22 protein-coding genes and 1 tRNA gene are annotated in these 25,822 nt (G+C 69.7%); 6 read left to right on the top strand and 17 right to left on the bottom strand.

The window, feature by feature from the left end:
* From pknB to ACQPZX_RS00240, 7 genes are all read right to left on the bottom strand, one after another.
* Positions 1 to 1,848 carry a Stk1 family PASTA domain-containing Ser/Thr kinase gene (gene pknB / locus ACQPZX_RS00270; protein WP_433372669.1) on the bottom strand — a complete coding sequence of 616 codons (1,848 nt, stop codon included), beginning with the start codon at positions 1,846 to 1,848 and terminating at the stop codon, positions 1 to 3.
* Positions 1,845 to 3,194: a protein kinase domain-containing protein gene (locus ACQPZX_RS00265; RefSeq protein WP_433372666.1), complete on the bottom strand. Its 1,350-nt coding sequence runs from the start codon at positions 3,192 to 3,194 to the stop codon at positions 1,845 to 1,847. Before ACQPZX_RS00265 ends, pknB begins: the two co-directional genes overlap by 4 nt.
* Entirely contained in the window at positions 3,195 to 4,691 is a 1,497-nt protein-coding gene (locus tag ACQPZX_RS00260; protein WP_433372663.1) for a peptidoglycan D,D-transpeptidase FtsI family protein, read from the bottom strand.
* On the bottom strand, positions 4,688 to 6,148 hold the full coding sequence (locus ACQPZX_RS00255; RefSeq protein ID WP_433372660.1) for an FtsW/RodA/SpoVE family cell cycle protein: 1,461 nt from the start codon (positions 6,146 to 6,148) through the stop codon (positions 4,688 to 4,690). The genes ACQPZX_RS00260 and ACQPZX_RS00255 overlap by 4 nt, the downstream gene beginning before the upstream one ends.
* Before the next feature lie 76 nt (positions 6,149 to 6,224).
* On the bottom strand, positions 6,225 to 7,607 hold the full coding sequence (locus ACQPZX_RS00250) for a PP2C family protein-serine/threonine phosphatase (protein WP_433372657.1): 1,383 nt from the start codon (positions 7,605 to 7,607) through the stop codon (positions 6,225 to 6,227).
* Entirely contained in the window at positions 7,604 to 8,086 is a 483-nt protein-coding gene (locus ACQPZX_RS00245) for an FHA domain-containing protein FhaB/FipA (RefSeq protein WP_360419898.1), read from the bottom strand. The genes ACQPZX_RS00250 and ACQPZX_RS00245 overlap by 4 nt, the downstream gene beginning before the upstream one ends.
* Positions 8,087 to 8,091: 5 nt before the next feature.
* Positions 8,092 to 8,877 (bottom strand): FhaA domain-containing protein, encoded by a 786-nt coding sequence (locus tag ACQPZX_RS00240; RefSeq protein ID WP_203732792.1) that lies wholly within the window; start codon positions 8,875 to 8,877, stop codon positions 8,092 to 8,094.
* A 194-nt stretch (positions 8,878 to 9,071) separates the two neighbouring features.
* Between ACQPZX_RS00240 and ACQPZX_RS00235 the strand changes: the two genes are divergently transcribed.
* From ACQPZX_RS00235 to ACQPZX_RS00225, 3 genes are all read left to right on the top strand, one after another.
* A tRNA-Leu gene (locus ACQPZX_RS00235) sits at positions 9,072 to 9,154 on the top strand.
* A 394-nt stretch (positions 9,155 to 9,548) separates the two neighbouring features.
* Complete coding sequence (locus ACQPZX_RS00230; protein ID WP_433386041.1) at positions 9,549 to 10,316, top strand: WecB/TagA/CpsF family glycosyltransferase; 768 nt, start codon at positions 9,549 to 9,551, stop codon at positions 10,314 to 10,316.
* A gap of 105 nt (positions 10,317 to 10,421) precedes the next feature.
* Entirely contained in the window at positions 10,422 to 11,015 is a 594-nt protein-coding gene (locus ACQPZX_RS00225; RefSeq protein ID WP_433372654.1) for a hypothetical protein, read from the top strand.
* Positions 11,016 to 11,021: 6 nt separating this feature from the next.
* Here the strand turns inward: ACQPZX_RS00225 and ACQPZX_RS00220 are convergent, their stop codons facing one another.
* The 3 genes from ACQPZX_RS00220 to ACQPZX_RS00210 all read right to left on the bottom strand — a co-directional run bounded on the left by ACQPZX_RS00220 (position 11,022) and on the right by ACQPZX_RS00210 (position 12,688).
* Positions 11,022 to 11,468 (bottom strand): hypothetical protein, encoded by a 447-nt coding sequence (locus ACQPZX_RS00220; RefSeq protein WP_433372651.1) that lies wholly within the window; start codon positions 11,466 to 11,468, stop codon positions 11,022 to 11,024.
* A 150-nt stretch (positions 11,469 to 11,618) separates the two neighbouring features.
* Positions 11,619 to 11,843: a DUF397 domain-containing protein gene (locus ACQPZX_RS00215; RefSeq protein WP_433372648.1), complete on the bottom strand. Its 225-nt coding sequence runs from the start codon at positions 11,841 to 11,843 to the stop codon at positions 11,619 to 11,621.
* A complete protein-coding gene (locus ACQPZX_RS00210; protein WP_433386038.1) occupies positions 11,807 to 12,688 on the bottom strand; it encodes a helix-turn-helix domain-containing protein in 882 nt (293 codons plus the stop codon). The genes ACQPZX_RS00215 and ACQPZX_RS00210 overlap by 37 nt, the downstream gene beginning before the upstream one ends.
* A 387-nt stretch (positions 12,689 to 13,075) precedes the next feature.
* On the opposite strand from ACQPZX_RS00210, the gene ACQPZX_RS00205 reads away from it, so the two are divergent.
* Positions 13,076 to 13,372 carry a hypothetical protein gene (locus ACQPZX_RS00205; protein ID WP_396032505.1) on the top strand — a complete coding sequence of 99 codons (297 nt, stop codon included), beginning with the start codon at positions 13,076 to 13,078 and terminating at the stop codon, positions 13,370 to 13,372.
* Here the strand turns inward: ACQPZX_RS00205 and ACQPZX_RS00200 are convergent.
* Entirely contained in the window at positions 13,369 to 14,142 is a 774-nt protein-coding gene (locus ACQPZX_RS00200; protein WP_433372645.1) for a PASTA domain-containing protein, read from the bottom strand. The two genes, ACQPZX_RS00205 and ACQPZX_RS00200, sit on opposite strands and share 4 nt — an antisense overlap.
* A 134-nt stretch (positions 14,143 to 14,276) precedes the next feature.
* Between ACQPZX_RS00200 and ACQPZX_RS00195 the strand changes: the two genes are divergently transcribed.
* Positions 14,277 to 15,656 carry a Hansenula MRAKII killer toxin-resistant protein 1 gene (locus ACQPZX_RS00195; RefSeq protein ID WP_433372642.1) on the top strand — a complete coding sequence of 460 codons (1,380 nt, stop codon included), beginning with the start codon at positions 14,277 to 14,279 and terminating at the stop codon, positions 15,654 to 15,656.
* On the opposite strand, the gene ACQPZX_RS00190 is transcribed toward ACQPZX_RS00195, so the two are convergent.
* Both ACQPZX_RS00190 and ACQPZX_RS00185 read right to left on the bottom strand, forming a co-directional pair.
* On the bottom strand, positions 15,653 to 17,131 hold the full coding sequence (locus ACQPZX_RS00190; RefSeq protein WP_433372639.1) for a glutamate--cysteine ligase: 1,479 nt from the start codon (positions 17,129 to 17,131) through the stop codon (positions 15,653 to 15,655). The two genes, ACQPZX_RS00195 and ACQPZX_RS00190, sit on opposite strands and share 4 nt — an antisense overlap.
* A 178-nt stretch (positions 17,132 to 17,309) precedes the next feature.
* Complete coding sequence (locus ACQPZX_RS00185; protein ID WP_433372636.1) at positions 17,310 to 17,888, bottom strand: YceI family protein; 579 nt, start codon at positions 17,886 to 17,888, stop codon at positions 17,310 to 17,312.
* A 101-nt stretch (positions 17,889 to 17,989) separates the two neighbouring features.
* On the opposite strand from ACQPZX_RS00185, the gene ACQPZX_RS00180 reads away from it, so the two are divergent.
* Positions 17,990 to 18,478, top strand: coding sequence for a MarR family winged helix-turn-helix transcriptional regulator (locus ACQPZX_RS00180; RefSeq protein ID WP_433372633.1), 489 nt, complete (start codon positions 17,990 to 17,992; stop codon positions 18,476 to 18,478).
* A 276-nt stretch (positions 18,479 to 18,754) separates the two neighbouring features.
* Here ACQPZX_RS00180 and ACQPZX_RS00175 read toward each other — a convergent pair whose 3' ends face one another.
* The 4 genes from ACQPZX_RS00175 to ACQPZX_RS00160 all read right to left on the bottom strand — a co-directional run bounded on the left by ACQPZX_RS00175 (position 18,755) and on the right by ACQPZX_RS00160 (position 25,600).
* Positions 18,755 to 21,178 carry an ATP-binding protein gene (locus ACQPZX_RS00175; RefSeq protein WP_433372630.1) on the bottom strand — a complete coding sequence of 808 codons (2,424 nt, stop codon included), beginning with the start codon at positions 21,176 to 21,178 and terminating at the stop codon, positions 18,755 to 18,757.
* 100 nt (positions 21,179 to 21,278) lie between these two features.
* The gene (locus ACQPZX_RS00170; RefSeq protein WP_433386035.1) at positions 21,279 to 22,433 is read right to left on the bottom strand and encodes an acyl-CoA dehydrogenase family protein; all 1,155 of its coding nucleotides are present in this window, start codon (positions 22,431 to 22,433) and stop codon (positions 21,279 to 21,281) included.
* Positions 22,434 to 22,449: 16 nt separating this feature from the next.
* Positions 22,450 to 23,979 carry an acyl-CoA carboxylase subunit beta gene (locus ACQPZX_RS00165; protein WP_433372627.1) on the bottom strand — a complete coding sequence of 510 codons (1,530 nt, stop codon included), beginning with the start codon at positions 23,977 to 23,979 and terminating at the stop codon, positions 22,450 to 22,452.
* 235 nt (positions 23,980 to 24,214) lie between these two features.
* Positions 24,215 to 25,600 carry a chaplin family protein gene (locus tag ACQPZX_RS00160; RefSeq protein WP_433372624.1) on the bottom strand — a complete coding sequence of 462 codons (1,386 nt, stop codon included), beginning with the start codon at positions 25,598 to 25,600 and terminating at the stop codon, positions 24,215 to 24,217.
* Positions 25,601 to 25,822 lie beyond the last annotated feature (222 nt).

The raw sequence follows: 25,822 nt of genomic DNA, 5'->3' as shown, positions 1-25,822 counted from the left end.
CTAGTCGTTCGGTCGTACGATCGCGACGGCCTGCTCGATGACCTCGCCGCCGCCGGTCCCACCACCGTTGCCACCCGGTGTCGCCGTGTCGGTGGGCGTCGGATCGCCACTCGGGTTGGCCGGGTCGATCGCCACCGTGATCGTGACCGATTCGCCCTTCTCCACCGTCGTGCCCGGCTGCGGGTTCTGCTGCACGACCGTGCCGATCTGGCTCGGGTCGCCGGCCGGAACCTCTTTCCGGGAGACGTTGAAGGTGCCGGAGCCGGCCTGATCGAGGAGCGCCACCGCGGTCTCCTCGGACTGCCCGGTCACCTTGGGCATCTTGAGCTGGTTTTCCTTGGAGATGTTGACGGTGATCTCGGTGTTCGGATCGACCTTCTGTCCCTGCTTCTCCACGCTGGTGACCGTGTCCAGCGGCTTGGCGCTGTTGACCTTCACGAACTTCGGCACCAGGCCCTTGGCCTTCAGCTGCTGCTCCGCGTTCGCCTTCGTGCCGCCGACCAGGTCCTCCGGCACCGTGACCTGCTCGGGCGCCTGGCACAGCTGGTACGTGACCTGCTGGTCCTTGGGGATCTGGGTGTTGGCCTTCGGGTTCTGGGCGACCACCGTGCCGGTGCAGTCCTCGCGGGTCGTCGGCGCCTCGGGCGAGACGTTGGTGAGGCCGCGCTGGTTGAGCAGGTCCTGCGCGGCATCAGCGGTCTTGCCCGTGAGGTCGGGCATCGCGACGGTGACGGCCTGCGACTGGGTGCCGCCGTCGTTCGGCTTGTTGTTGTTGTTGCGTGACATCGCCAGCGCGACGCCGAGCACGACAACGACGAGCACGCCCAGGCCGGCCAGCACCGCCATCACCCACGACGAGCGTTTCTCCGGCGGCCGCGGCGGCATGCCCTGGACCGGGCGCTGCATGGTGGTGGCGGCCTGCGGCTGCCACTGCCGGGTGGCCTGCTGGCCCTGCAGCGCCATGGTCTCGGCCTGGCTCATCACCGGGGTGGCGAGCACCGGCCGGCCCGAGACGGCGCGCAACGCGTCGGCGCGCATCTCCTGGGCGCTCTGGTAGCGGTTCATCGGGTTCTTGGCGAGGGCCTTGAGCACGATCGCATCGATGTCGCGCGGCACCTCGGGGTTGACGTCGCTGGGCGCCCGCGGGTCCTCCCGGACGTGCTGGTACGCCACGCTGACCGGGCTGTCCCCGACGAACGGCGGGTGACCCACGAGCAGCTCGAAGAGGACACAGCCGGCCGCGTACACATCGGAGCGTGCGTCGACGGCCTCGCCGCGCGCCTGTTCGGGTGAAAGATATTGCGCGGTGCCGATCACGGCGCTGGTCTGCGTCATCGTGGTCGCGCCGCTGGCCAGGGCCCGGGCGATGCCGAAGTCCATGACCTTGACCTGGCCGTTCTGCGTGATCATCACGTTGCCGGGCTTGATGTCCCGGTGGATGATCCCGTGGCGGTGGCTGAACTCCAGCGCCGCGCAGATGTCCGCGATGATCTCGAGCGCGCGGCGCGGCTGGAGCCGCTGCTCCTGGGCGAGCACTTCCTTCAGAGTCCGCCCGTTGACGAACTCCATGACGATGAACGGCAGCTTCTCGCCGGTCGAGGAGATCTCCTCGCCGGTGTCGTAGACGGCGACGATCGCCGGGTGGTTGAGCGCCGCGGAGTTTTGCGCCTCGCGACGGAATCGCTCCTGGAAGGTCGCGTCGCGGGCCAGGTCGGTGCGCAGCATTTTGATGGCCACGTCACGGCCCAGCCGGAGGTCGCGTCCGCGGTGCACCTCGGCCATGCCGCCGTAGCCCAATAGCTCGCCGACCTGATACCTGCCACCGAGCAGGCGGGCCTGCGCCGTCATAGCGTCTGTCGTCCTTCGTTTCGGGTCCAGCCGGGTTTGGCGCCCGCCTGTCTGGTTAGACGGTACGACGCCGCCAACGGTTCATTGTCGGCGGTGCCCATGTGGACGACCGCCGCGGTGACGGGCCGGTCGCCCAGTGCGGTGCTCTTCTGCTTGCCCTGCTTGTAGAGGAACGAGATGACCCCGGCACACAGCAGGACCAGCAGTGCGAGGACGACGGCGAGAACGATGAGCACCTGCCGGCCGGCCGAGCCCTCGGGCTTGGCCGTGGACGCCGGCGGCTGGGCCGGCGCGCCGTAGGGCGGCCGGTACGGCTGCACCGGCGGTCCCGAGGGTACCGAGGCGGCACCGCGCGCTCCCGAGACGGGTCGGGGCACCGGTGGGTATGGCGGGCGGGCACTGCCGGTGATCGGCGAGCCCGGCGCGGCGGCGCCCGAATGCGGCCGCGCGGCCGGGCTCACCGGGCCCGCACCCGCGCCCGCCGCCCGCACGGGCTGAGCAGCGCCGGCGGGCTGCTGCGCGGTGTTGGCCAGGGCCGACGCGGCCTGGCGGGCGACCGCGGCCATCGCCGAGGCGGACGGCCAGCGCTCCTTGGGGTTCTTGGCCAGGGCGCGATCCACGATGGCGCGTACCGGCGGCGGGATGTCGGCGGGCAGCGGCCGCGGCGACTCGCGGACGTGCTTCATCGCGATCTCGATCGGCGTGGCGCCGTCGAACGGGCGGTGGCCCGAGAGGCACTGGTACGCGACCACGCCGAGCGCGTACACGTCGGACGCGGGCGTGGCGACCTCGCCGGACGCCTGCTCGGGCGAGATGTACGAGGCGGTGCCGAGCACCGAGCCGGCCACCGTGAGCTGACCCACCAGCGCCGACCGGGCGATCCCGAAGTCGGTCAGGACGAGCGTGCCGTTCGGCCGTACGAGAAGGTTGCCGGGTTTGACGTCCCGATGCACGATGCCGTTCGCGTGAGCGGCCTGAAGCGCGTCGGCGGCCTGCGCCACCAGCGCCATCGTGCGTGCCGGCGTCAGCCGGCCGACCCGGCTCAGCGTGCGGGACAGGGCGTCGCCCTCGACGTACTCCATGACCAGGAACGCCAGTTGCTGGTCGCTGCCGTAGTCGTAGACGTCGACGACCCCGGGGTGGTTGATCGTGGCCATGGTGCGCGCCTCGCCGCGGAACCGCTCGGCGAAGCCGGGCTCGTCCAGCAGCGCCGGGAGCAGGATCTTGACAGCGACCGTCCGGCCCAGCACCTCGTCGGTGCCGCGCCACACGTCGCCCATCCCGCCGCCGGCGATCCGCTCGTCGAGGCGGTAGCGGCCGCCGAGGGTCACCCCAGGGCTGATCATTCAGTCCCCTCCCCCGGCCGCGGCCTTCATGATGAGCCCGGAGATCCGGGCCGCCTCGGCGCTGGCGTGCCCGCCGGGCACGTTCTCCAGCATGACGCAGACCGCGGAGACCGCCTCACCCTTGTCGTTGAAGGCGAAGCCGATGAACCAGCCGTGCGGGTCGGCGCCGACCGCGTTCTGCGCCGTACCGGTCTTGCCGCCGACGTCGAACCCGCTGATCTTGGCCTTCTTGCCGGTGCCGTTCTCGACGACGCTGACCATCATGTCCTTGAGGTCGGCGGCGACGCTGTCAGTGATCGGCGTGCGCAGGGTCGTCGGGTTGGCGCTGTAGATCGTCCGGCGGTCCGGGCCGAGGAGCTTCTGCACCAGGTACGGCCGCATCTGCTTGCCGCCGTTGGCCACCGTGGCCGCCATCAGCGCGCCCTGCATCGTCGTCATCCGCACGTCGCGCTGGCCGATCGAGGACTGCGCCAGCGCGCCCTTGTCGACGCTGCCGTCCGGGTTGGCGATGTCGCCGGTGCGGCTCGCCGCCACCGGGAGGCCGGTGTTCTCCTTCAGGTTGCCGACCGTGAGCTTGTCGTCCTCGAAGCCGAACGCCTTCGCCATGCCGACGACCTTGTCACGGCCGAGCTTCACGCCGAGCTTCGCGAAACCGGTGTTGCAGCTCTCGGTCAGCGCCTCCTTGAGCGTGACCTCGCCGCCCGGGCAGACCTCGTCCTCGGCGTTGTGGATGACCGCGCCGCTCTCCTTGTAGGTGCTGCCGGCCGGGATCTCGGTGGACGGCGTGTACCCGTTGGAGAGCGCGGCCGCCGAGTCGATCACCTTGAAGGTCGAGCCGGGCGGCAGCGTCTCCTGCGTGGCGCGGTTGAGCAGCGGCTGGTCCTTGTCCTTGATCAGCTTGTTGTACGCCGCCGCGGCCGCCTTCTCGTCGTGGCTGACCAGCGGGTTCGGGTCGTAGCTGGGCATCGACACCATGGCCTGGATCGCGCCGGTGCGCGGGTCGATCGCGACCGCGGCGCCCTTGGTGACGCCCCGCTCGTTGTTGACCATTTCCTTCCAGGCGGTCTCCTGGGCCTTCGTGCTCAGCGACAGCACGACGTTCCCGCCACCGGTGTTGTTGCCGGTGAACATGTCCTTCACCCGGTCGGCGAAGAGCGTGTCGCTCTCCCCGGAGAGGAAGTCGTTCTCGCTGTTCTCGATGCCCGTGGCGCCGAGGCTGACCGGGCGGTACCCGATCACCGGCGCGTAGACCTCCTTCTTGGGATAGACCCGGAGGTACTTGAGCGTGTCGTCGGTGGCCTTGTTCTCGGCGAGGCCCTTGCCGTCCGCCTCGATCACGCCACGCGGGCGCTCGTACTGGGCGACCACCACCCGGCGGTTGTAGTCGCTGGTGCGGTAGTCGTCGGCCTTGTACGCCTGCACCCAGTTGAGGTTGGCGAAGAGGAGGCCGAACAGGACGAGGATGACCACGCCGGCCCGTCGCAGGGGAGCGTTCACGGCTTGATCACCTCCGTCATGGCGCCGTGCAGTTGAGTGGGTGCTTTCTTGGGTCCGGGTCCGGGGCGGTCCGTGCTGCCGCCGCTGTTCGCCGGGCCGCGCGCCGCGTTCGAGATCCGTAGCAGCATCGCGATCAACAGCCAGTTCGCCATCAGCGACGAGCCGCCCGCCGAGAGGAACGGCGTCGTCTGGCCCGTGAGCGGAATGAGTCCGGTGATGCCACCAAGGATGACGAAGACCTGCAAACCCAGGGTGAATGCCAGGCCGCCGGCGACCAGTTTGCCGAACGAGTCGCGCACGCCCAGAGCCGCGCGCAGGCCGCGCTCGACGATCAGCAGGTAGCAGACCAGCAGCGCGGCCAGGCCGAACAACCCGATCTCCTCACCCATGCCGGCGAAGATGAAGTCGGTGCGCACCTCGGGCACCAGGCCCGGCGAGCCGGCGCCCGGCCCGGAGCCGAACAGGCCGCCGGTGCCCAGCGCGAGCAGGCCCTGCACCAGCTGGTAGCTGCCGCCGTTACGGTCGTAGTTGGCCTGCGAGAACGGGTCCAGCCAGATCGACGCGCGGTCGTAGAAGTTGGCGAACGGGCCACCGACCGTGTCACCCAGCAGGTACGCCGTGTAGACGCCGCCGAAGAACAGCAGGAGACCGATGATCAGCCAGCTGGCCCGCTCGGTCGCGACGTAGAGCGTCACCACGAACAGGCCGAAATACAGCAATGCGGTGCCCAGGTCCTTCTCGAAGACCAGCACCAGAAGGCTGAGCAGCCAGACCGTGACGACCGGGCCGAGGTCGCGGCCGCGCGGGAAGTCGATGCCGAGGAAGCGGCGGCTCGCCAGCGACAGCACCTCGCGCTTGCGCACCAGGTAGTAGGCGAAGAACGAGACCAGCGCCAGCTTCGCGAACTCACCGGGCTGGATCGAGAAGGCGCCCAGCTTGATCCACAGCTTCGCGCCGTTGACCTCGGAGAGGCTGCCCGGCAGCACGGCCGGGATCATCACCAGCACGATGCCGACCAGGCCCAGGGTGTACGCGTACCGCGAGACCACCTTGTGATCGCGCACGACGACCAGCAGGATCGCCGCCAGGATCAGCGCGCCGAGCGTCCACGCCAGCTGCCGGCCGCCGGTGCCGGCGAAAATGCCGGGGATCTCCTGCTTGTTGGAGATGGCCCGGGCGATGTCGAGCCGTCGCAGGAAGGCCACGCCCAGCCCGTTGATCAACGCCACCGCCGGGATCAACACCGGATCCGCGTACGGCGCGGTGTAGCGCACCACGAAATGGAGTCCCAGGAAGAGCGCCCCGAGGAGCGCCGCCGGGATCCAGAACGTGGTGTGGATCGTGTCGAACTGGTTCGCCTCGACGGTGGCGGCGTAGATCGCCACCAGCGCCATCGCGAACGCGAGCAGGCCCAGCTCGGCATTCCGGTGGGTCTTCATCCCCGGGATACGCGACATCTCACCCGTGGAGGCGGGCGAAGGGGCCGGTACGGCGGGCGCGGTCAAGACATCCCCAGACGTTGTCGAGCGATGGTCAGTTGACTGTCCGGCACCCGTCCGCATCGTCCGCGGAAGGGGCGCTCTCGGAAGCCTGAGCGGACGGCGCGGCGGGCGCCGACGAGATCGTGGTGGCGGGAGCGGTGGCCGCCGGCGGCGTCGGGGTCGCGGACACACCCGCGGACGGCGCCGAGCACAGCGGCTTGAGGTTCGGGTTGGACGCGCTCTCGTCGGTCAGCTCGGAGAGCGTCTGCACGGCGTCCGACCTGTTCTGCGCGTGGATGCCCTGTTTCACCCGCTCCTGCGCGACGACGGTCAGGTCGTCGAGCCGGGCCGGGCTGGTCTCGTTCACGCTGGACAGGTCGAGGCCCGCGATCTGCCCCGGCACGCCGCGGAAGATCGCGATCTGGCCGGCGTCGGTCGCGCCCACGTAGTACTGGTCCTGCGTGTAGCGGTAGCCCAGCCACAGGCCGCCGCCGAGCACCCCCAGCAGCACCAGCACCAGCAGCGTCGTGCGGACCGGGTGGCCCTTCGGCTCCGGCTCGCGGTCGTACCCGTCGGACTCGGCCGGAACCGGCTGCGGCGCCCGCGGTTTCTGCAGCGCCGCGGCCCGGGCCGCCGAGGTCGAGGCGTCCGCCACCGTGGTGTTGCCCCGGTCGATGGCGGCCGCGCCACCCACGATCGGCGCCTGCTCCATGATGTCGGTGTCGATCGCGTCGGCGATCACGACCGTGATGTTGTCGGGGCCGCCGCCGCGCAGCGCCAGCTGCACGAGCCGCTCGACGCACGCCTGCGGGTCGGCGAGCTCGCGCATCGTCTGCCCGATCGTGTCGGCGCTGACCACGCCGGAGAGACCGTCGCTGCAGATCAGGTAGCGGTCGCCGGCGAGCACCTGACGCACCGAGTACTCGGGGTCGATGTCGCGTCCGTCGAGCGCGCGGGTCAGCAGTGAGCGCTGAGGATGGCTGCTCGCCTCCTCCGGGCTCACCCGGCCCTCGTCGACCAGCATCTGGACGTACGTGTCGTCCTTGGTGATCTGGGCGAACTCGCCGCGGCGCAACAGGTACGCACGGCTGTCGCCGATGTGCACCATGCCGAACTTGCTGCCGGAGAAGAGCACCGCGGTCAGCGTGGTGCCCATGCCTTCGAGCTGCGGGTTGGCGTCGACAGTGTCCCGCAGGTGCTGGTTGGCCGTCCCGACCGCATGACGGAGCGCGTCCACCAGGGCATCCCCGGGAACGTCCTCGTCGAGCGGCGCCATGGCGGCGATGACGATATTGGATGCGACGTCACCAGCGGCCATGCCACCCATACCGTCGGCGACAGCAAGAAGCCGCGGCCCGGCGTAGACGGAGTCCTGGTTGAGGTCTCGGATCAGACCGCGGTCGCTCTGAGCGGCATAGCGCAGGGTCAGGGTCATGGCCGTAACTCGAGAGATGTGCGACCGATCCGGATCGGTACGCCAAGGGGGACGGGAGTAGGTCCGGAGACCTTACCGCGATCGAGATAGGTCCCGTTCGTCGAGCCGAGATCCTCGACGAACCACTGGCCGTCTCGCGGGACTAGCCGGGCGTGCCGGGCCGAGGCGAAGTCGTCGGTGATGACGAGCGTCGAATCCTCTGCCCGACCGATAGTGATCGGAATATCACCCAGCGTGATGCGCGTGCCGGCAAGATTACCGGCCGTCACCACGAGTTGCCGTGCGGCCTTACCGCGCTTCACCTTCGCCGGCCGGCCCGCGGGCATCGCGCCACCCACCCCCCGAGGGCTGGCGACGATGCTCTTGGACCGGACCCCAGCGAAGAGATCCCGTCGGATCACTCCCACCACCGTGAACACGAATATCCACAGAAGGATCAGGAAGCCGAACCGGGCGACGGTGAGGACGAATTCGGGCAAGGTGCCTAGCCGTCCACTCGGAAGGTCAGCGTGGTGGTGCCCAGCTGGATCATGTCGCCCGGGTTGAGCGCCACGGCGGAAACCCGCTGGCCGTTCACCATCGTGCCGTTCGTCGAGCCCAGATCGGTCAGCACCACCTGGTTGCCGTCGTAGTCCAGACGGGCGTGGCGCCGCGAGATGCCGACGTCGGGCAGGCGAAGGTTCGCCTGGTCGCCGCGGCCGATCACGGTCGAGCCCATCTGCAACGGGTAGGTGCGCCCGTCACCGGACACCAGGCCCACACTGCGGCCGTTCGGCCCGCCGTGCTGCTGGTAACCGCCCTGGTGCTGGTCGTACGGCGGGTACTGCGGGCCGGCGTCGTACGCCGGCTGCTGCACCGGCGCCACCTCACCGCCCGTGTACACCTCGGCGGTAACCCGGAACATTCCCGTGTCCAGGCCCTCGCCGCGCTCGATCTCGACGATCACGTCGCCGTAGACCGTCCACGCCTGCTCACCGATGAACTCGGCCTGCGACTGCGCGAGCTCCTGCGCCAGCGCCGCCGCGTAGGGCGCCAACCGGCTGTGGTCATAAGGCGAGAGATCGATCACGTAGCGGTTCGGCACCAAGGTGCGGCCACCGGCAAGGATGGCCTTGTGCGCCTCGGCCTCCCGCTGCATGGCATTCAGAATCTCCACAGGGTGCACGACACCCTTGAACACCTTCGCGAAGGCCCCTTCGACCAGGCCTTCCAATCGCTTCTCAAAGCGCTGCAGCACGCTCACCGGCTCCTCCTCGGCTTCCGAGGACATGATGGTATCCGGCCGCCGCTTGCGCATCTCTAGCTCAAGAGCAGCCGGCACTTCTGACCCTCGTATGACCCCCGCTTACGCCGTGCTAGTCTTCCCTGGCGTTGGGGGCGACAACAACTCGCTTGGTGACGTGCGACAGCGTAGTCTGTCGCAGCCAGTAACAAAAAGTTGGCCCTGGGGGTCAACTTTGCCACGGGGATGTGGCGGAATGGCAGACGCGCACGGTTCAGGTCCGTGTGTCCGAAAGGACGTGGGGGTTCAACTCCCCCCATCCCCACTCGAGTCTAGGGGCCCTGTGTCCGCGGAAAGCGCGGACCGGGGCCTCTCGTTATGTCTGCTCCGGGGGCCGAGCCCCCGGAAGCCCCGCGTGCGTCTGGTCACTCGTTGCGATCTGGTCACGCTTCAATCCTTTCGTGTACGACTGGGGTGAGTACCCGGTGTGCAAAAGGTGTAACTTGGTGGGAAGCGGCACGTTCTTGTTGTTTTTGGGCTTGGGGTTGTGCTGATCTCTGGTTTGCGTGAGGCTGGCGCGGCGTCGCCGAACGGGGGAATTCGGGCGGGCGAACTATGCTCGCTGCTGGTCTTCTGGTTTCGGATCCTGGAGTGTCGTTGTTGTGACCGTCTCGCGTGCGGGTGTTGGCCAGGGGAAACGCAGCGTCCTCGGGGTTCTGGTGGATGTCACCGACTATCAGGACGCCACTGAGCGGATCATGCGGGCGGCCCGGGACCGGCGGGGGTACGCGGTCACGGCACTCGCGGTCCACGGGGTGATGACCGGGGTCGAGGATCCCGCGCACAATGCGCGGCTCAACTCCTTCGATCTTGTTACGCCCGATGGGCAGCCGGTGCGGTGGGCGTTGAACCTGGTTCATCACGCTGGGCTGGCCGAACGGGTCTATGGGCCGACGTTGACGCTCAAGGTCGTCGAGCAGGCCGCGGCCGAAGGCCTTCCTATCTATCTGTACGGGTCCACCGAGCCGACCCTGGAGCGGTTGGTGCCGGCGCTCGAAGCGATGTTCCCGGCGTTGAAGATCGCGGGGGTCGAGGCCTCCAAGTTCCGGAGCTCCCACGACGGGGAAGCCGTGGAGATCGCGGAGCGGATCAAGGCTTCGGGGGCCCGCATCGTGCTGGTGGGGCTCGGGTGTCCGCGGCAGGAAGTGTTCACCTACGCGATGCGGCCGCTGCTCGACATGCCGTTGCTCGCCGTGGGTGCGGCGTTCGACTATCACGCTGGGTTGCTGAAGAACCCGCCGCCGTGGATGCAGAAGTACGCCCTCGAGTGGCTCTGGCGTCTCGGCCTCGAGCCCAAACGGTTGTGGAAGCGTTATGTGCTGCTCAACCCGGCCTACCTGGCCCGCCTCGCCGCGCAGAAGTCCGGCTTGTGGAAGGCCACCCCACCAGCGCCTTCGAGCGAGGCGGTCAAGCAGTTCGCGGTGTGACCGCGTCCACAGAGGAACCTCAGGGCTTCCCCTACGGGATCCGAGTTGTGTGAGTCCGGTGATAACCCGGTTTCTTTGAGTTAGCCATGGGTGAAGGCTGTCGATGTGGACATCGCAGCGGACCTCATCCTCGCCGGCGCGCTCGCCGTGGCCTGGCTCGCCGCCGGGCTGGCCGCCGACGCCCTGCCGGGGGCGCGGACGGCGCGTGACCTTCGACGACGGGCCGGCAACCTGACCTGGCTGGTCGCCATCGGCGCGGCGGTGTTCGTGGCGGTGCCCTTGGTCACCTGGGTCGTCCCGGGCGTGTCCAACGCACCGGCGGCGGCGCTCCTGCCGGCGGTGCCGGGGCTGATCGTGCTGACCCTCGGCGTTCGCCGCCTCGGTCAGGTGCGTCGCGGCGCGGGGGCGTTCGCGACCGCGCCGCAGACGCCCGTTCCGCCGGCCCTGCGCGCGGCCGCCGCGCATCCGCTCATCCTCGTGCCGATGCAGGTCACCGGCCTCGCCGCGCTGGTCGGGCTGCCGATCGCGGCCGGCCTGGTGGAGATTCCGGGCGCCGACGTGGCCGGCATCGCGATCACCGTGGTGGGCGCCGCCGTCGTGGCGATCGGCGTGCGCGCGGCGGTGCGCCACAGCCGGCTCAGCCTTCTCGCCCTGGCCCCGATCGGCCGCGGCCGCCCGCGCGTCCCGGTCTCCCGCTAGCGGGGACTAGTTCTTCTTGGCTTCCTGCACGTAAAGCAGCTCGAGGATCGAACGGGCCGCCTCGAACCAGCGGTCCAGCCAGTCCGACGGCGGCAGCGTCCCGCGCGACGGCAGCTCGAGCAGCAGTCCGCGCAGCAGTGGGTGGTCGGCCATCGACTGCGAGCCCGAGTCCGGCCACCCCGACGACGGGAACACCGGTTCGGCGATGCCCTGCAGGTCGAGCGAGGGCAGCTTGGGCGCCCGGTCGAGCGCACCGGTCGGCTCGATGCTGTGCGACCGGCCCGGCGACCGCGTCGGCAAGCCCGAACTGCTCGCCCGCGACATCAGCTCGGTGTCGCCGCTGTCGCTGGACAGCTCCGCGCGCCGGTTCTGCCGGTATGCGCTCACTCCGCCGCTGAACCGGTCCTGTGCCGTCGTGGAGCCGTTGCTGAGGTTTTCGGAACCAATGCTCATATGTCTGCCTTGCCTCGCTCGGAGATGACCCGGCCGTCCGCGCGGACCGGTCCGCGCTTGTGCCGTTCAACGAGGCGAGCAGGAAAATGACTACGGCCGGCCGATCCGCGCGCCGCGGACAGGCCGGCCGCTATTCGACATGCGGCGAGGTCAGAGGTCGAACTCGCCGTCCTTCGCACCGCCCACGAACGCGTCCCACTCGGCGGGCGTGAAGATCAAGGCCGCGCCGTCCGGATTCTTGGAGTCGCGGACCACGATGGCCTCGTCGACGAACGCCACCTCGACGCAGTTGTCGGAGTTGGGACCGCTGCGTGTGCTCTTGAACCACTGTGCCGTGCTCAGATCGAGCCGGAAACCCTTCGCTTCGACTTCCACAATGGCTCCTCTGCCAGCATTTCAATCATCTCGATGGACTCCTCCGGCGGGAGGGCCGACGACCGGACGGCCTCGAAGAGGGGGATGTACTTGCCGAGCTCCTCGGACTTCTCCAGAAACAGTCCGCCGGTCGCGTTGTCGATGAACACCACATCCGCGTCTCCCTCCTCTTCGAACTCGAGAATCACGAACGAGCCATCCATGCCGGCATGAGCGCCGGCCGCAAACGGCAGGATCTGCAACGTGACGTTCGGCAGCCGGGCCGCCTCGATCAATTTCGCCAATTGATCAAGCATGACCGCGTCACCGCCGACCGGCCGGCTCAGCACCGCTTCATCGAGCACCACCCGAAGATCGATCGGATCGTCCTGAATCAATAACGCCTGTCTTTGCATCCGGACACGGACACGCTGCTCGATTTCTTGATCGGTGTCGCCCAGACGGGCGCCACGAATTAGGGCAATTGCGTACTCTTCGCTCTGAAGCAATCCCGGAACGACCTGCTGCTCATATGCTCGGATCGAGCGGGCGGCGGTCTCGAGACCCACGTATGCACCGGTCAGGACGGTGGAGTATGGGTGCCACCACCCCTTTTGCCGGGCCTCGCGGGCAATTTGGACCAGCTCCGCCTTGATCGAGTCATCTACGCCGTAGATGTCCAATATGTGCTGTACATCGCTGGGTGTAGCACTGGTATGTCCCGTCTCAATTCTGGACACTTTGGACGGCGAGCATCCGAGCCGATCGGCCACGACGTCGATCGTGATGCCCGCGTCCTCCCGATGCCGGCGCAACTCGACCCCGAGACGACGCCGGCGAATAGTGGGACTCCGGTGCTGATTCACTTCTTCAGTCTCTCTGTCGATCATTTAATCGTTCAAGACAACAGGTGCGACAAGACCAACAATCACGGAAGACGTACATGCAACTTGCATCGACACGACTCGTGGTGCAATCTTTTCGGTATGGCCCGCGTCACTCCACAACCTCGAGGGATGCGGCCTGGTCCGGCCCGACACGCCGAAACGGCATCGTCCACGGGGGTCCGGCAAACCGATAGTCCAGGGTGGACTGATCCACTCTACGACGTTGGCGAGATCGGCGACGGTAACGTTCCGCAACGCTTTTGACGATTGGCATTGTCATGAGCTTGCAATGGTGTTTCGACCGGGCACACTGAGTGCTTCCGTGTCAAGGTTGATCGCGCGACAAGTTCCAGGGCAGGAGACGACGTGTTACCTCGGTCCGGCGATGTCATACACGTGACGAAGGCTGCAAGCGTCCAATTCGCGGCGCCCATGCTCTTCCGGGTCATCCGGGTCCACGACTGGCCGACGTACGAGGGCTGGATCTGGCTTGACGGCTACGAGTTGAACACGGCGGGCGACGCGGTCGAGCGGCGCTCCATCTTCGTCCAGGTCAGCGGCCTGCGGGCGGTCGGCAAGGCCCCCGACCCGCGAGCGCGCAACGGCCGCCAGCCGGGCATGGTCTCCGGCACCATCCCCACCCGGGCCCGCACCAACCGCTAGCTCGTCGGCGTCGCGCTGGTCGGCGCGGTTGTCGTCGGGGTGGTGGTCGCGCCGGCCTGCTGGGCGACCACGATGGTGATTCTCGTATCCGGTGGTACTTCCTGCCCCTCCACCGGATCACTGTCGATCACCGTCCCGGGCGCCGCCGTGCTGTCGATCGGAAGCACGCGATACCGCAACCCCATGCGGTTCAGCGCTGCCCGCGCGTCCGCCAGCGACAGACCCTTGAGCGCTGGCACCGTGACCGACGTCGTCGGCTGCTGTGTCGTGGCCGTCGTGGTCGGAGCCGTGGTCGTCGGCGCCGTCGACGCCGCGGTGCTCGGCGCCGTCGACGGCGGGTTGGTCGTGGCCGCCGCGGTGGTCGAGGGCTTCGGCGCCGGCGTCTGGTCGCCGGCGTTCTGCACGATGATGTAGATCGCCCAGGCCAGCACGCCGAGCAGGAGCAGCACGACGATGCCGACGACGATCGGCATCCACCACCGGTCGCGCTGTCCCGGCGCCGCCACCGGCGCCGGCTCGTCCGACCACGCGGTGTCGTAGCTCGTCCGCCCCGGCTGCGGCGAGCGCACCTCGGCCCGCCCCGACCAGACCGGTTTGGCGCGGCTGGACGCCCAGTCGTCAGCCGGCTCGACCCGGGTCGCATCGTCACCCGGTGTCGCGGCCGGCGTGACCGAGGCGTCGTCCGCGAGCGTGTCGTCGAGCCGTTCCCCGGGAAGGGTCGAGTCGTCCACGGGCGGGACGCGCCGCGTCTCGTCGCTCTCGTCGGACATTGGTCGCTCCTCCGCGATCGTCACCCGGCCGGGTCAACGTATCCAATCTTGCGGGAGACGTGTCAACCGCGCTCCCGTTGAGACCACCGCCGATGGATTAGCAGGTATAGGCAGTGACCGCTACAGTGCCCCGCATGGCCGACAAGGGCTGGACAGCACGGGTGGCCACCGCGGCCGGAGTGGCCGCGGGCACGGGCGCCGCGCAACTTGGTCTGGGCTACGGCCTGGGCGTCATCGTCTGGCCGGTCACGGTGACCGAGGACCGGAGCGAGTGGCTGGGCAGCCTCGGCTGGGCCACGTGGATCACCGCGAGCGCCACGGTCTTCGGCGCGGTCATCGCGAGCCGGCTGGGTGGGGCGCAAGCTCCGCGGCTCACCTGGCCCTGGCGGGTGGCTTTCGCGGCCTCCGCAGGGGTCGGGGCCCTGGTGGCCGTCGCGCTGATCGCGCTTCCGGCCCGTTCCGCCGTACGCCTCGACGCACACTCGCCGCAGATGATCGCCGCGAGCTACGCCCTGCTCGGCGTGCTCCTGGGCGCGATCGTCGCCTACTGGGCGGTGTGTTCCCGCCCGGTGGCCGCGAACCTGATCGCCACCGCCGCCTGGCTCTGGGCCCTGGCCATCACGGCGATCATTGTGGAGCTGTCGGTGAACCGCGACAGCGCCACCTACCTGTCGAGCTGGCAGTTCGCCGAGCCCACCATCGCCGCCCGCTACGGCGTGATCTCCTGGCCGAGCGCCCTGCTGACCCTCAGCGCCGCCTTCCTGATCGGCGTCATCGCGGTAATTCCGGCCGTGCGCCGCGGCGACCTGGGCTTGGGCGCCGCCACCTCCGGCGCCGTCGGCCCGCTCCTGGTAGCCGTCTCGTTCCTGGCCCTCTCACCCCGTCTGACCGGCACCCCCGCCGCGATCGAGTCGGCCTACCTGATCGCGCCCTACGCGGTCCTGGCCGGCCTGGCCGGCTCCGCCCTGGCCGTCACCGCCGGAAAGTCCATGGCCATCCGCCCCGCGACCACGGCGGTGGAGCGGGCCGGCGACGACCCGCGCACCGCACCTCTCGACGAGCCCGAGTACCCCGCGACCGACGACCCCGAGCGACCGGCGACCGGAAAGGCCGCAGTCCCCGCCCGCACGCCGCGCCCGGCCGACCCCGCCACGTCGCCGCACCCGCGCCCCACCGCGACGCCGGCCCCCGCGCCGCGCCCGGCGCCCACACCGGCGTCGCCTCCCAAGCCCGACCCGAAGCCGGCGTCGTCCTCGGCGCGCACCCCCAACGCCCTGACGGACCCGCCCAAGGCCCCGGAGCCGATCACCACCCCGCCCAAGGCCCCCGACCCGATCTCCGGCCACCCCGGCGCACAGTCCGAAGCCGACGCCGAGATCGCCGCGGCCGCCCGCGTCGGCCGCCCGCGCGCCAAGAAGGCAGCCAGGCCCGCCGAGCAGCCCGATCCCAAGTCGACCGTCACACCCCCGCCGGCCACCCCCACGATCGCCCAGATCAACCCCAAGTCGGACTAATCGGTGGGCCAGGTGTGCACGGGCTCGTTGCTCTGCTGCAGGGCCCAGTAACGCATCAACATGTCGTGCAGCGCGGCCTGCCTGCTCAGGCCGCGCCGGAGCTCGGCTGTGCACACCGCCTCGGTCTGCCAGGCGGCGCCGTTGCGGCCGGTCCGGCAGCGTTCGTCGATGATGCCGAGCAGACGATCCCGGTGGGTGGGATCGACGCCCAAGCGGTCGAGCCCGCGGTACGCCTTGGGCAACAGCACCGCGCGGACCAGCTCGGTCACCGGCACCTCGCCCAGCGACGGCCAGTTCATGATCGCGGCGATGCCGTCCCGGGCGCCGCGGTGGAAGTTGTCCTCGGCGGCCGCGAAGGTCAGCTGTGACCAGACGGGCCGTTCCTCCTCGGCGAGCTGTCGTACCAGCCCGAAGTAGAAGGCCGCGTTGGCCAGCAGGTCGACGACCGTGGGGCCGGAGGGCAGCACCCGATTTTCCACACGCAGGTGCGGCCGGCCTCCCATCACGTCGTAGACCGGCCGGTTCCAGCGGTAGACCGTGCCATTGTGGAGGCGCAACTCGCCCAGGTAGGGCACGCCGCCCTCGGCGAGGATCCGGTTGGGGTCCTCGTCGGTCATGATCGGCAGCAGCGGCGGGAAATAGCGGACGTTCTCCTCGAACAGGTCGAACACCGAGGTGATCCACCGCTCGCCGAACCACACCCGCGGGCGTACGCCCTGGGCCTTGAGCTCGTCGGGACGCACGTCGGTGGCCTGCTCGAACAGGGCGATCCTGGTCTCGGCCCAGAGCCGCCGGCCGTGGAAGTACGGCGAGTTCGCCCCGATCGCCACCTGCACGCCGGCTATCGCCTGGGCGGCGTTCCAGTACCGGGCGAACCGGTCGGGCGACACCTGGAGGTGGAACTGCACGCTCGTGCACGCGGCCTCGGGCGCGATCGAGTCGCTGGTGCTCTGGAGCCGCTCGACGCCGCGGATGTCGAGGTGGAACTGCTCGCCGCGAGCGCCGACCATCTCGTCGTTGAGCAGGCGGTACCGGTGATTGGCGGAGAGGTTGGCGAGCACCAGGTCGTCGGGCGACAGGGTGGGCAGCATGCCGATCAGCACGATCCCGCTGTCGGCCTTGCCGGCGCGGTCGGCGGCACGCCGCAACGAGTCGAGGATCTCCCGCTCGTACGCCCCGAAGCCGTCACCCCCGATGAGCCGGGGCGGCGCGTTGAGCTCGAGGTTGAACTGCCCCAGCTCGGTCTGGAAGGTCGGGTCGGCGAGGTAGCCCAGCACCTCGGCGTTGCGCATGGCGGGCCGGCCGGCGTCGTCGACGAGATTGAGCTCGATCTCCAGACCCGTCATGCCGTCGGTGGTCGCGAACGCCTCGTCGTCGAGGAGCTGCGCGAGCACGTCGAGACATCGGCGCACCTTGTGCCGGTAGGTGACCCGGTCCTCGGGCGCAAAGGCGATCGTTGAGAGTTCCTTGCCCACGTACCCTCCCGGCACAGGGACGAGACGGACTTTCGATCACCCCGCTGTGAGCGAACAATTGCGCTCGGTCCACCTTGCCATCCCCGACCGGGAGAACGCCAGACAGCATCGAGCCGCCGTCCACGATGCGGACGGCGGCTCGATTGTGGACGATTGCCCAGCTGAAGCCCGGGAAAGGTCAGTCCTGGCGGACAGCCTCGCCCTCGATCTCGATCTTGACCTTCTTGCCGACCATGACGCCGCCCGACTCGAGGGCCACGTTCCAGGTCAGGCCCCAGTCCTCACGGTCGATCTCGGTGTGCGCGCTGAAGGCGAAGATGGCCTTGCCGTACCCGTTGACGGTGGCGCCCTCGAACTCGACGACCAGCTCGACCGGCTTGGTCACGCCCTTGATGGTGAGGTCGCCGTCGAGGACGAACTCGGCGCCGGCGTGCGACTTGATGCCGGTGCTGCGGAACTCGAGGGTCGGGTACTTCTCGGCCTCGAAGAAGTCGCCGCTGCGCAGGTGGTTGTCGCGGTCGACCTGGCCGGTCTCGATGCTGGCCGCGGTGATCGACGCGGTCACCGAGGACTGCAGCGGGTCCTCGCCGATGGTGATCGTCGCGGTCGCCTCGGCGAACTGGCCACGGACCTTGGCGATCATGAGGTGCTTTGCCACGAAGCCGACCCGCTTGTGTGCGGCGTCGAGCACGTAGGTGCCAGCGGCCGGGATCTGAAGACCCTCGAACGGGCGGGTGCTGGCGACGGACTCGGTCATGACTTCCTTCTTTCAAGCAAGTGATTAGGTCGTTTGCGTGACGCAACAACTATAGACCGCGCAACATTCCGCTTGTCAAGCGACTGAGGTAACATGAACCTGTGAGTACCGACCTGGATGACCCGCGTTTCACCGCGGTCGGCCTGTTCGCTGAGGCGTACACCGGGCTGACCGCTCGCTTTGCCACGCACTTCGAGGAGCACCGCCTCTCCGCCGTCGAGTTCGAGGTGCTCATGCGCCTCGCCCGCTCGCCCGGCCGCCGCCTCCGGATGACCGATCTCGCCGGCCAGACCTCCCTCTCGACCAGCGGCGTGACCCGCGTGGTCGACCGGATGGACCGTGACGGCCTGGTCCGCCGCGAGGCCTGTCCCAGCGACCGCCGCAGCTCGTACGCGGTGATCACCGACGCCGGCCGCGAGCGGTTGGACGCCGTTCTCCCTGGTCATCTCGCTCTCGTGCAGGAGTGGTTCATCGGGCAGCTCACCCCCGAGCAGCTCGCCGGCACGCTGGAGTCGCTGCGGACGATCCGCGACGCCGTCAATCCGTGCGCCACGGCCGGCGCCGCCGAGCAGTCCGTCGAGGCGGCCTGAGGCACCCGCTACGGGCCGAGATCGCCAAACCGGCAGAAGTACCGGCAGAACCGGGCGACTCGGGGGTCTTAACGGACAAATCTCCCGGGTGTGCGTTTCTCCCGCGGCTACTGTTCTCAGCGCAAGGGGGATGCGGCGCGACCATGGCGACTACGGGGCTGACGGGGGAGCCATCGTTCTCGCCGCGTTACTGGTGGGGCGTTGCGACGGTCGGCGCGTGGGGGGCACGAACGCCGGCCGTCGCCGCCACACCTCCCTTTGCAGGGGCCCCTAGTCTCAGAGACCGCCGAGGCGTTCTTTTTCCCGGGGTAGCAGGGTGATCCCGCCGGCCTCGCACAAGTCCGTCAGCCGGCGGGCCGTGGCGGTCCTCTCCTGCAGGTCGGGCGTGCTGACGATCAGGCCGACCAGCGCTTCCACCAGATCTCGCCGGTCGTGCGCGCCCTCGTAGGCCTCGGCCGCCCGCGCGAAGCACTCGGCCGCGCGCTTCTGTTCGCCCTGCCGCCACGCGATCGCCGCCTCGACCACCGCGGCCGGCCCGTCCGGCGGCAGCTCGTCGGGCAGTCGCAGTCGCTCCAGCACTTCGAGCGCGTCGTCGACCCGGCCCAGCTCGGCCAGCGCCAGCCCGATCGTGGCCCGCAGCCGCCGCCGATGGTTGGGGTCGCCGACCCGCTCGAGCTCGGGCATCGCCCCGAGGCCCAGCGTCTCGGCCTCCTGCGGGCGCCCCTCCAGCCGCGCCACCTCGGCGAGGTTGGCCATCGCGAGCGCGCGCAGGCGTTCCTCGCCGCACTGGCTGGCCAGGTCGTCCACCGCGGCGAGCCGGCGGCGGGCCGCGGTCAGGTCGCCCTCGCGGATCTCGTGCCAGGTCAGGTTGTTCTCCGCCACCGCCATGTCGCGGATCTTGTTGTTGCGGCGGGCCAGGGCCAGCGACGCCTCGCCGTGGCGCCGGGCCGCGTCGTAGCCACCCGTGGCCATGAACAGGCCGGCCAGCTGGGTGTGCGCGGCGAGTTGCCCGCCGACCGAGCTGAGCCGCTCGAACTCGGCCACCGCCGAGGTCGCCGAGTCGATCTCCTCGGCGCCGGCGCCGTGCTCGAGGGCCAACTGGGCCAGCCCGACCTTGGCCCACGCCCGGGTGGACGGGTCGGCGTCGGCGGTGCGCGGGTCGTCGAGCAGCCGCCGCAGCCACTGCCGGCCGCTCACGTCCCGCCCGCGGAACCGCCACCAGCGCGGCAGCGCGGCCGCGAGACGCAGCGCGGTGTGCGGATCCTCGCCGGCCGCGAAGGCGAGCGCCGTGCCGACGTCACCGGCCACGTCGTCGAGCCGGCTCGCGGCCTCGGCCAGCTTGGTGCCGATCAGGTCGGGCGCGATCTGCTGGGCCAGGTCGGCGAGCACCACCGCGTGCCGGCGTCGTGCCTCGGTGACCTCACCCTCGGCGGCCGCGCGCTCGGCCGCGTAGTCACGCACGAACTCGAGCAGCCGGAACCGGACCGTCCGGCTGCCACGCACGCTGACCAGGCCCAGCTCGAGCAGCCGGTCGAGCAGGTGGACGATGTCGGCGCCGTCGGTCTGCGCGCCCTCGGTGATCTGCTCGGCGAGCGACAGGGACCAGCGATAGCGGAACATGGCGAGCAGCCGCAGCGCCCGCTGCTCGCCGGGATTGAGCAGGTTGTAACTGGCGGCGACCGCATGGCGGAGCGAGACGGCGCCGCCGCCGGGCCGATCGAGGTCGAGCACGCGATCGCCGTACCGGTCGAGGATCTCGGGGATGGTGAGCACGCGACCGCGCGCCGCCGCCAGCTCGATGGCGAGCGGGAGACCGCCGAGACGGCGGACCAGATCGGTGAGCGGCGCGATCTCGTCGGGCTCGAGCTGGGTGCGGCGGACGCGGCCGAGACGTTCCAGGAACAAGCCCACCGCCGGGTACGCCGAGACGGCCGCCAGCGAGTTTGCCGTCTCGACCGGGGGCGCGACCAGCGGCGCGAGCGGCCAGACCCGTTCGGCGGGCAGCCCGACGGGGTGACGGCCGGTCGCCAGGAAGCGCAGGGACGGTATGCGGTCGAGCAGCCGGGCGATCATCTCGGCCACGGCCTCGGGTGAGCGCTCGACCGCGTCGATGAACAGCAACGCGGCCCGCCCCGCGAAGCGTCCACCCAGGTCGTCGGGGTGGCCGACCTCGAACGCGGCCGCGACGCTGCCGAGCATCTCGCCGACCGACGAGCCATCGGTGATCACGACGCCCGCGACGCCGCCCGGATAGGCCTCCGCCACGCGGTGCGAGACCACCACGGCGAGGCTGGTCTTGCCGACGCCGGCGATGCCGACCAGCGTCACGCCGCGCGGGCCGTCGGGCGCGCCGAGCCGGGCGGCCAGCTCGGCGACGTCGTCGTCGCGGCCGATCAGCTCGGCGGTCGGCGGGATCTTGAGGAACGAGGTGGGTGGCAGCGGATCCTCGGAGACCTGGCCGCGGGCGGCCGCCAGGAACGAATCCCGCTCGGCGCCGGACAGGCCCAGCGCGGCCGCGAGCAGCTCGACGGTCGTGCGCTGCGGGCGGGAGGCTCGGCCACGTTCGAGGTCACGGACGGTCCGCACCCCGATCGCGGCACGGGCGGCCAGCTCCTCCTGGGTGAGCTTGGCCCGCAGCCGGTGCCGGCGCAGCACGACGTCGAAGCCTGAGCCGCTCGGGCCCGCTTCCGCCTGTGCCATGGTCCGAACCTATGCACGTACGCCCATAGGGGCGAGCGCACATCCAACCGTGTCGGAAAGCGGACCGTAGGCTGGCCCTCATATGGGAGATATGTCCAGTTCAGAGACCCAGCCCGCGGGCGATCAACATGCGCTGGACCTCGGACGTTCCCTCGCCGACCTCGAGGATCTTGGCATCCCGGTAGAAGCGCCCGACCGCCGACTCGTTCATGAAGCCGTAGCCGCCGTGCACCTGCGTGGCGTAGCGACTGTTCTCCATGGCGGCGTTGCTGGCGTTCAGCTTGGCGATCGCCGCGTACCGCTTGAACTCCCCGCCGGCGAGCATCCGGGCCGCGGCGTCGTAGTAGCCGAGGCGGGCGGTGTGCGCCCGCATCTCCATGTCGGCGATCATGAACTGGACGGCCTGGTAGTTGCCGATCGGGCGGCCGAAGGCCTGGCGCTCGCCGGCGTACTTCACCGACTCGTCGACGCAGCCCTGCGCAAGCCCGACGGCGAGCGCCGCGATCGCTATCCGGCCCTCGTCGAGGATCTGCAGGAACTGGGCGAAGCCGCGGCCGCGCGAGCCGAGCAGGTTACCGGCCGGGACGCGTACGTCGTCGAAGGACAGCTCGTGCGTGTCCGAGGCGCACCAGCCGACCTTGGAGTAGCCGGGCGCCACCGTGAGGCCGGGGGTGCCGGCCGGCACGATGATCGTGGAGAGCTCCTTGGAGCCGTCGGGGTTGGTGCCGGTCGCCGCCATCACGGTGATCAGCACGGTGATGTCGGTGCCGGAGTTGGTGATGAACGCCTTGCTGCCGTTGATCACCCACTCGTTCGTCGACTCGTCGAGCTCGGCGCGGGTGGCGATCGCGGCGGCGTCGGTGCCCGAGCCCGGCTCGGTGAGCCCGAACGCGGCCAGCCCTTCGCCGCTGGTCAGCCGGGGCAGCCACCGCTCCTTCTGCTCCGGGGTGCCGAAGCGGTAGATCGGCGTGGCGCCCAGCGAGACCGCGGCCTCCAGGGTCACCGCGAGCGAGCTGTCCACTCTGGCCAGTTCCTCGAGGGCGATGCAGAGCGTGAAGTAATCACCGCCCATGCCGCCGTGCTCCTCGGAGAAGGGCAGCCCGAACAGACCCATCTTGCCCATCCGGCGCACCAGGTCGTACGGGAAAGTCTTGTTCTCGTAATGGTCGGCGATGACCGGCGCCACCTGCTCGCGCGCGAAGTCCCGCACGGTCGCGCGCAGCGCCTCCTGCTCCTCGTCGAGCCGGAAGTCCACCATGTCCTTACTCCTGTCAAACGGGCGTGACGCCGTGCCGGCGCCGCGAGAAGCCGCGATCCTTGCCGCGGGCGGCGGCGAGTCGGCGGATGATTTCGGTACGCAGGTCGCCCGGCTCGACGACCGCGTCGACGACCAGTTCGCTGGCGAGCCGCATGATGTCGATGTCGCGCTCGTACTCGGCGCGGCGCTCGGCGACGAAGGCGGCCCGCTCCTCCTCCGAGGCGAGCGCCGCGATCTTGTTGGCGTAGACGGCGTTCACCGCGGCCTCGGCGCCCATCACCGCGATCTTGGCGGTGGGCAGCGCGATCGTGGCGTCCGGGTCGAAGCCGGGCCCGGCCATCGCGTACAGGCCGGCGCCGTACGCCTTGCGGACCACCACGCAGATCTTGGGAACCGTGGCCTCGGAGACCGCGGTGATCATCTTGGCGCCGTGCCGGATGATGCCCTGCTTCTCCACCGCCGAGCCGACCATGAAGCCGGGCACGTCGGAGAGGAAGATCAGCGGCACGTTGAACGCGTCGCAGAGCTGGATGAAGCGGGTCGCCTTGTCGGCCGAGTCGACGAACAGCACCCCGCCCTTGAACATCGAGTTGTTGCCGAGGACGCCGACGACCTCGCCGTTCATCCGGGCGAAGCCGACCGTGAGCTCTCGCGCCCAGAGAGCCTGGATCTCGAAGAACGAATCCTTGTCGACCAGACCCTTGACGTACCGGCGCATGTCGAAAGCCTGACGCTCGCTCGCCGGAACCAAGGCGCCCAGATCGACGCCCGCCGGATCCTTCGCCTGCGTCGCAGGCGGATTGTTCTGCCAGTTTGACGGCAGGTACGACAGGTAGGCGCGGACGGTGTCGAGCGCCTCCTGCTCGGTCTTGGTGAGGAAGTGGCCGACGCCCGACTCGGCGCAGTGCACGCGCGCGCCGCCCATCGCCTCGAGCGTGGTCTTCTCCCCGGTGACCATCTCGACCATGCGGTCGGAGCCGAGGTACATGCTCGCGTTGCCCTCGACCATCACGACCACGTCGCAGAAGGCCGGGATGTAGGCCCCGCCGGCGGCGGACGGGCCGAACAGCGCGCACACCTGCGGGATCGAGCCGGAGGCCCGCACCTGGGTGTGGAAGATCTTGCCGGCACCGCGGCGGCCCGGGAAGAGGTCGACCTGGTCGGTGATCCGGGCGCCGGCCGAGTCGACCAGGTAGATCATCGGAACGCCGTACTGATAGGCCCGCTCGATGACGCGGATGATCTTTTCGACCGTGCGGGCGCCCCAGGAGCCGGCCTTGACGGTGGAGTCGTTGGCCATCAGGCAGACGTCGCGGCCGTCGATCCGGGCGGTTCCGGTGATCACGCCATCGGCGGGCAGGCTCTCGGCGAGACTGTTGGCATAGAGCCCATCCTCGACGAAAGAGCCCTCGTCGACCAGCAAGGCGACCCGCTCGCGGGCGAACAGCTTGCCCTTGGCCGCGTTGGCCGCGTGGTAACGCTCCGCCCCGCCGGCCAGCACGCGCTTGCGGGTCTGGGCGAGCGCCTCTTCGTCGATGGTCAACGGGTCCTCCCGACAGGCCTTAACGACCGTTAGAACCTTAACGAGCGTTAGGGTAGCGCACCGCGTCGAGGGTCGACAACGACGGACGGGAGCCTCCGCCGGCTGCGGAGACTCCCGTCCGTTTTGTTGCTCCCGGTGCCGTGGAGGGGCACCGGTCCTACCCGACGCCTCCTGGCGTCGCACGGGTCGCGCCCGGGACGGCGCTACCCGGTCCTACTTCGCTGACGCCTGGCGTTCAGCGCAGCGTGTTGAGCAGGCCCAGCTGGCCCAGACCCGGGGTGTCCGAGACGCTGCCGACGGCCTCGGTCAGGTCCGCGACCGGCGAGCCCTTGGCGGCCTCGCGGCCACCGTTGGAGTCGCTGCCCGAGCCCGCCGCGTCGTCCTGGACGTCGCCGTACGAGTCGTCGGCCTGGTCGTCCGCGACGTCGCCGTAGCCGTTCGACGCCGGCTTGGTGTCGCCGTAGCCGTTCGAAGCCGGCTTGGTGCCGCCGTAGCCGTTGTCGTCGGCGCCGTTGTCGCCCAGGTAGTCACCGTCGTCGTTGCCGTTGTCACCGGCGTTCTGGCCACCGTGCCCGTGACCGTGGCCCTTGTGGCCGTGGTGGTCGCCGTCCCAGCCCCAGTCGTCGTCGATGCCACCGAGGTCGTTCACGCAGCCGGCCGTGGAGCTGGCCGCGCCGAGGATACCGAGCGAGTTGCCGCAGACGTTGATCGGCACGTTGATCGGGATCGCGACCTGGGTGCCGTTCAGGATCCCGTTGTTGACGCCGGTCGCCTGGACGAAGTCGTCACCGTGGCCCGACTCGTTCTTCGAGACCGCGCGGGAGTTGGCGATGCCGGCGACGGCGACCGCGTTGCCGGACAGGTTCACCGGCAGGCTGATCGGCGCGAGCAGCTGGGTGCCGTTCGCGATGCCGTTGTTGGCGCCGGTGATCTGCCGGGCGCCGCCGGCGACCTGGCCGCTCTCCTTCTTCCAGTGGCCGCCCGAGTGACCGAAGCCGCCACCCGTGCTGTTGGCGCACAGCGCCTGCGAGTACGCGCCGCCCAGCAGGGCGATCGAGTTGCCGCAGACGTTGATCGGAACGTCGATCGGCGCGTAGATCTGCGTGCCGTTGAGGATGCCGTTGTTGGCGCCCGTGACCTGGCTGGCGCCGCCCCAGCCGCCCCAGCCGCCCTCGGTGGTGTGGCCGCTCTCGCGGACCCGGTTGACGCCCACGCCGGTCGAGCTGGCGGAGCCGAGCGCGGCGATCGAGTTGCCGACGACGTTCACCGGCACGTTGATCGGCAGGTACACCTGGCTGCCGTTGAGGATGCCGTTGTTGACCCCGGTGGCCTGCACGGCACGCGGGCCGCGACGGTGTCCCTCGGTGGTCTGGGCGCTCTCGAGCTGGTTGACACCGACGCCCTGCGCGCTCGCGATGCCGAGGATGCCCAGCGAGTTGCCGACGACGTTGACCGGCACCCGCACCGGCACCGCGATCTGCGTGCCGTTCAGGATCCCGTTGTTGACGCCGGTGGTCTGGCGGATGCCGCCGTTGTCGGCGTGCGCGGCGCCCGGGGCGAACAGCAGGGCGCCAGCGGCCAGGACACCGACGCTCAGAGTCTTGCGAACCCAAGTCTTCATGCGAAGAAATGCCTTTCAGAAATGTTTCGGCAAATGGTGTGACATATTCAGTTAAGGGTGTTCCGTACTGCATTTCGGGCGCAGCGGTGCCCTGGCTCTTTTTGTTCTTGCCCTGACTCCGCTTGTCGACATGCGCCCCTGTTGGCGCTTCGGTGCGGTTGCGTGTGATTCAGGCGTCGTGCGATTCGCCGCTTGTTCGCAAGCGGTTGGGGAATCGAGCCG

Source organism: Actinoplanes sp. CA-142083 (assembly GCF_050942195.1).
Taxonomy (GTDB): domain Bacteria; phylum Actinomycetota; class Actinomycetes; order Mycobacteriales; family Micromonosporaceae; genus Actinoplanes.
The sequence above is the reverse complement of the archived record's forward strand: the minus strand, read 5'-3'. Positions and strand labels throughout refer to the sequence as shown.

Coding starts and splice junctions, on each gene's coding strand:
- pknB (WP_433372669.1), bottom strand. CDS start 1,848: ATGACGGCGCAGGCCCGCCTGCTCGGTGGCAGGTATCAGGTCGGCGAG.
- ACQPZX_RS00265 (WP_433372666.1), bottom strand. CDS start 3,194: ATGATCAGCCCTGGGGTGACCCTCGGCGGCCGCTACCGCCTCGACGAG.
- ACQPZX_RS00255 (WP_433372660.1), bottom strand. CDS start 6,148: ATGTCGCGTATCCCGGGGATGAAGACCCACCGGAATGCCGAGCTGGGC.
- ACQPZX_RS00250 (WP_433372657.1), bottom strand. CDS start 7,607: ATGACCCTGACCCTGCGCTATGCCGCTCAGAGCGACCGCGGTCTGATC.
- ACQPZX_RS00240 (WP_203732792.1), bottom strand. CDS start 8,877: ATGTCCTCGGAAGCCGAGGAGGAGCCGGTGAGCGTGCTGCAGCGCTTT.
- ACQPZX_RS00220 (WP_433372651.1), bottom strand. CDS start 11,468: ATGAGCATTGGTTCCGAAAACCTCAGCAACGGCTCCACGACGGCACAG.
- ACQPZX_RS00200 (WP_433372645.1), bottom strand. CDS start 14,142: ATGTCCGACGAGAGCGACGAGACGCGGCGCGTCCCGCCCGTGGACGAC.
- ACQPZX_RS00195 (WP_433372642.1), top strand. CDS start 14,277: ATGGCCGACAAGGGCTGGACAGCACGGGTGGCCACCGCGGCCGGAGTG.
- ACQPZX_RS00185 (WP_433372636.1), bottom strand. CDS start 17,888: ATGACCGAGTCCGTCGCCAGCACCCGCCCGTTCGAGGGTCTTCAGATC.
- ACQPZX_RS00175 (WP_433372630.1), bottom strand. CDS start 21,178: ATGGCACAGGCGGAAGCGGGCCCGAGCGGCTCAGGCTTCGACGTCGTG.
- ACQPZX_RS00160 (WP_433372624.1), bottom strand. CDS start 25,600: ATGAAGACTTGGGTTCGCAAGACTCTGAGCGTCGGTGTCCTGGCCGCT.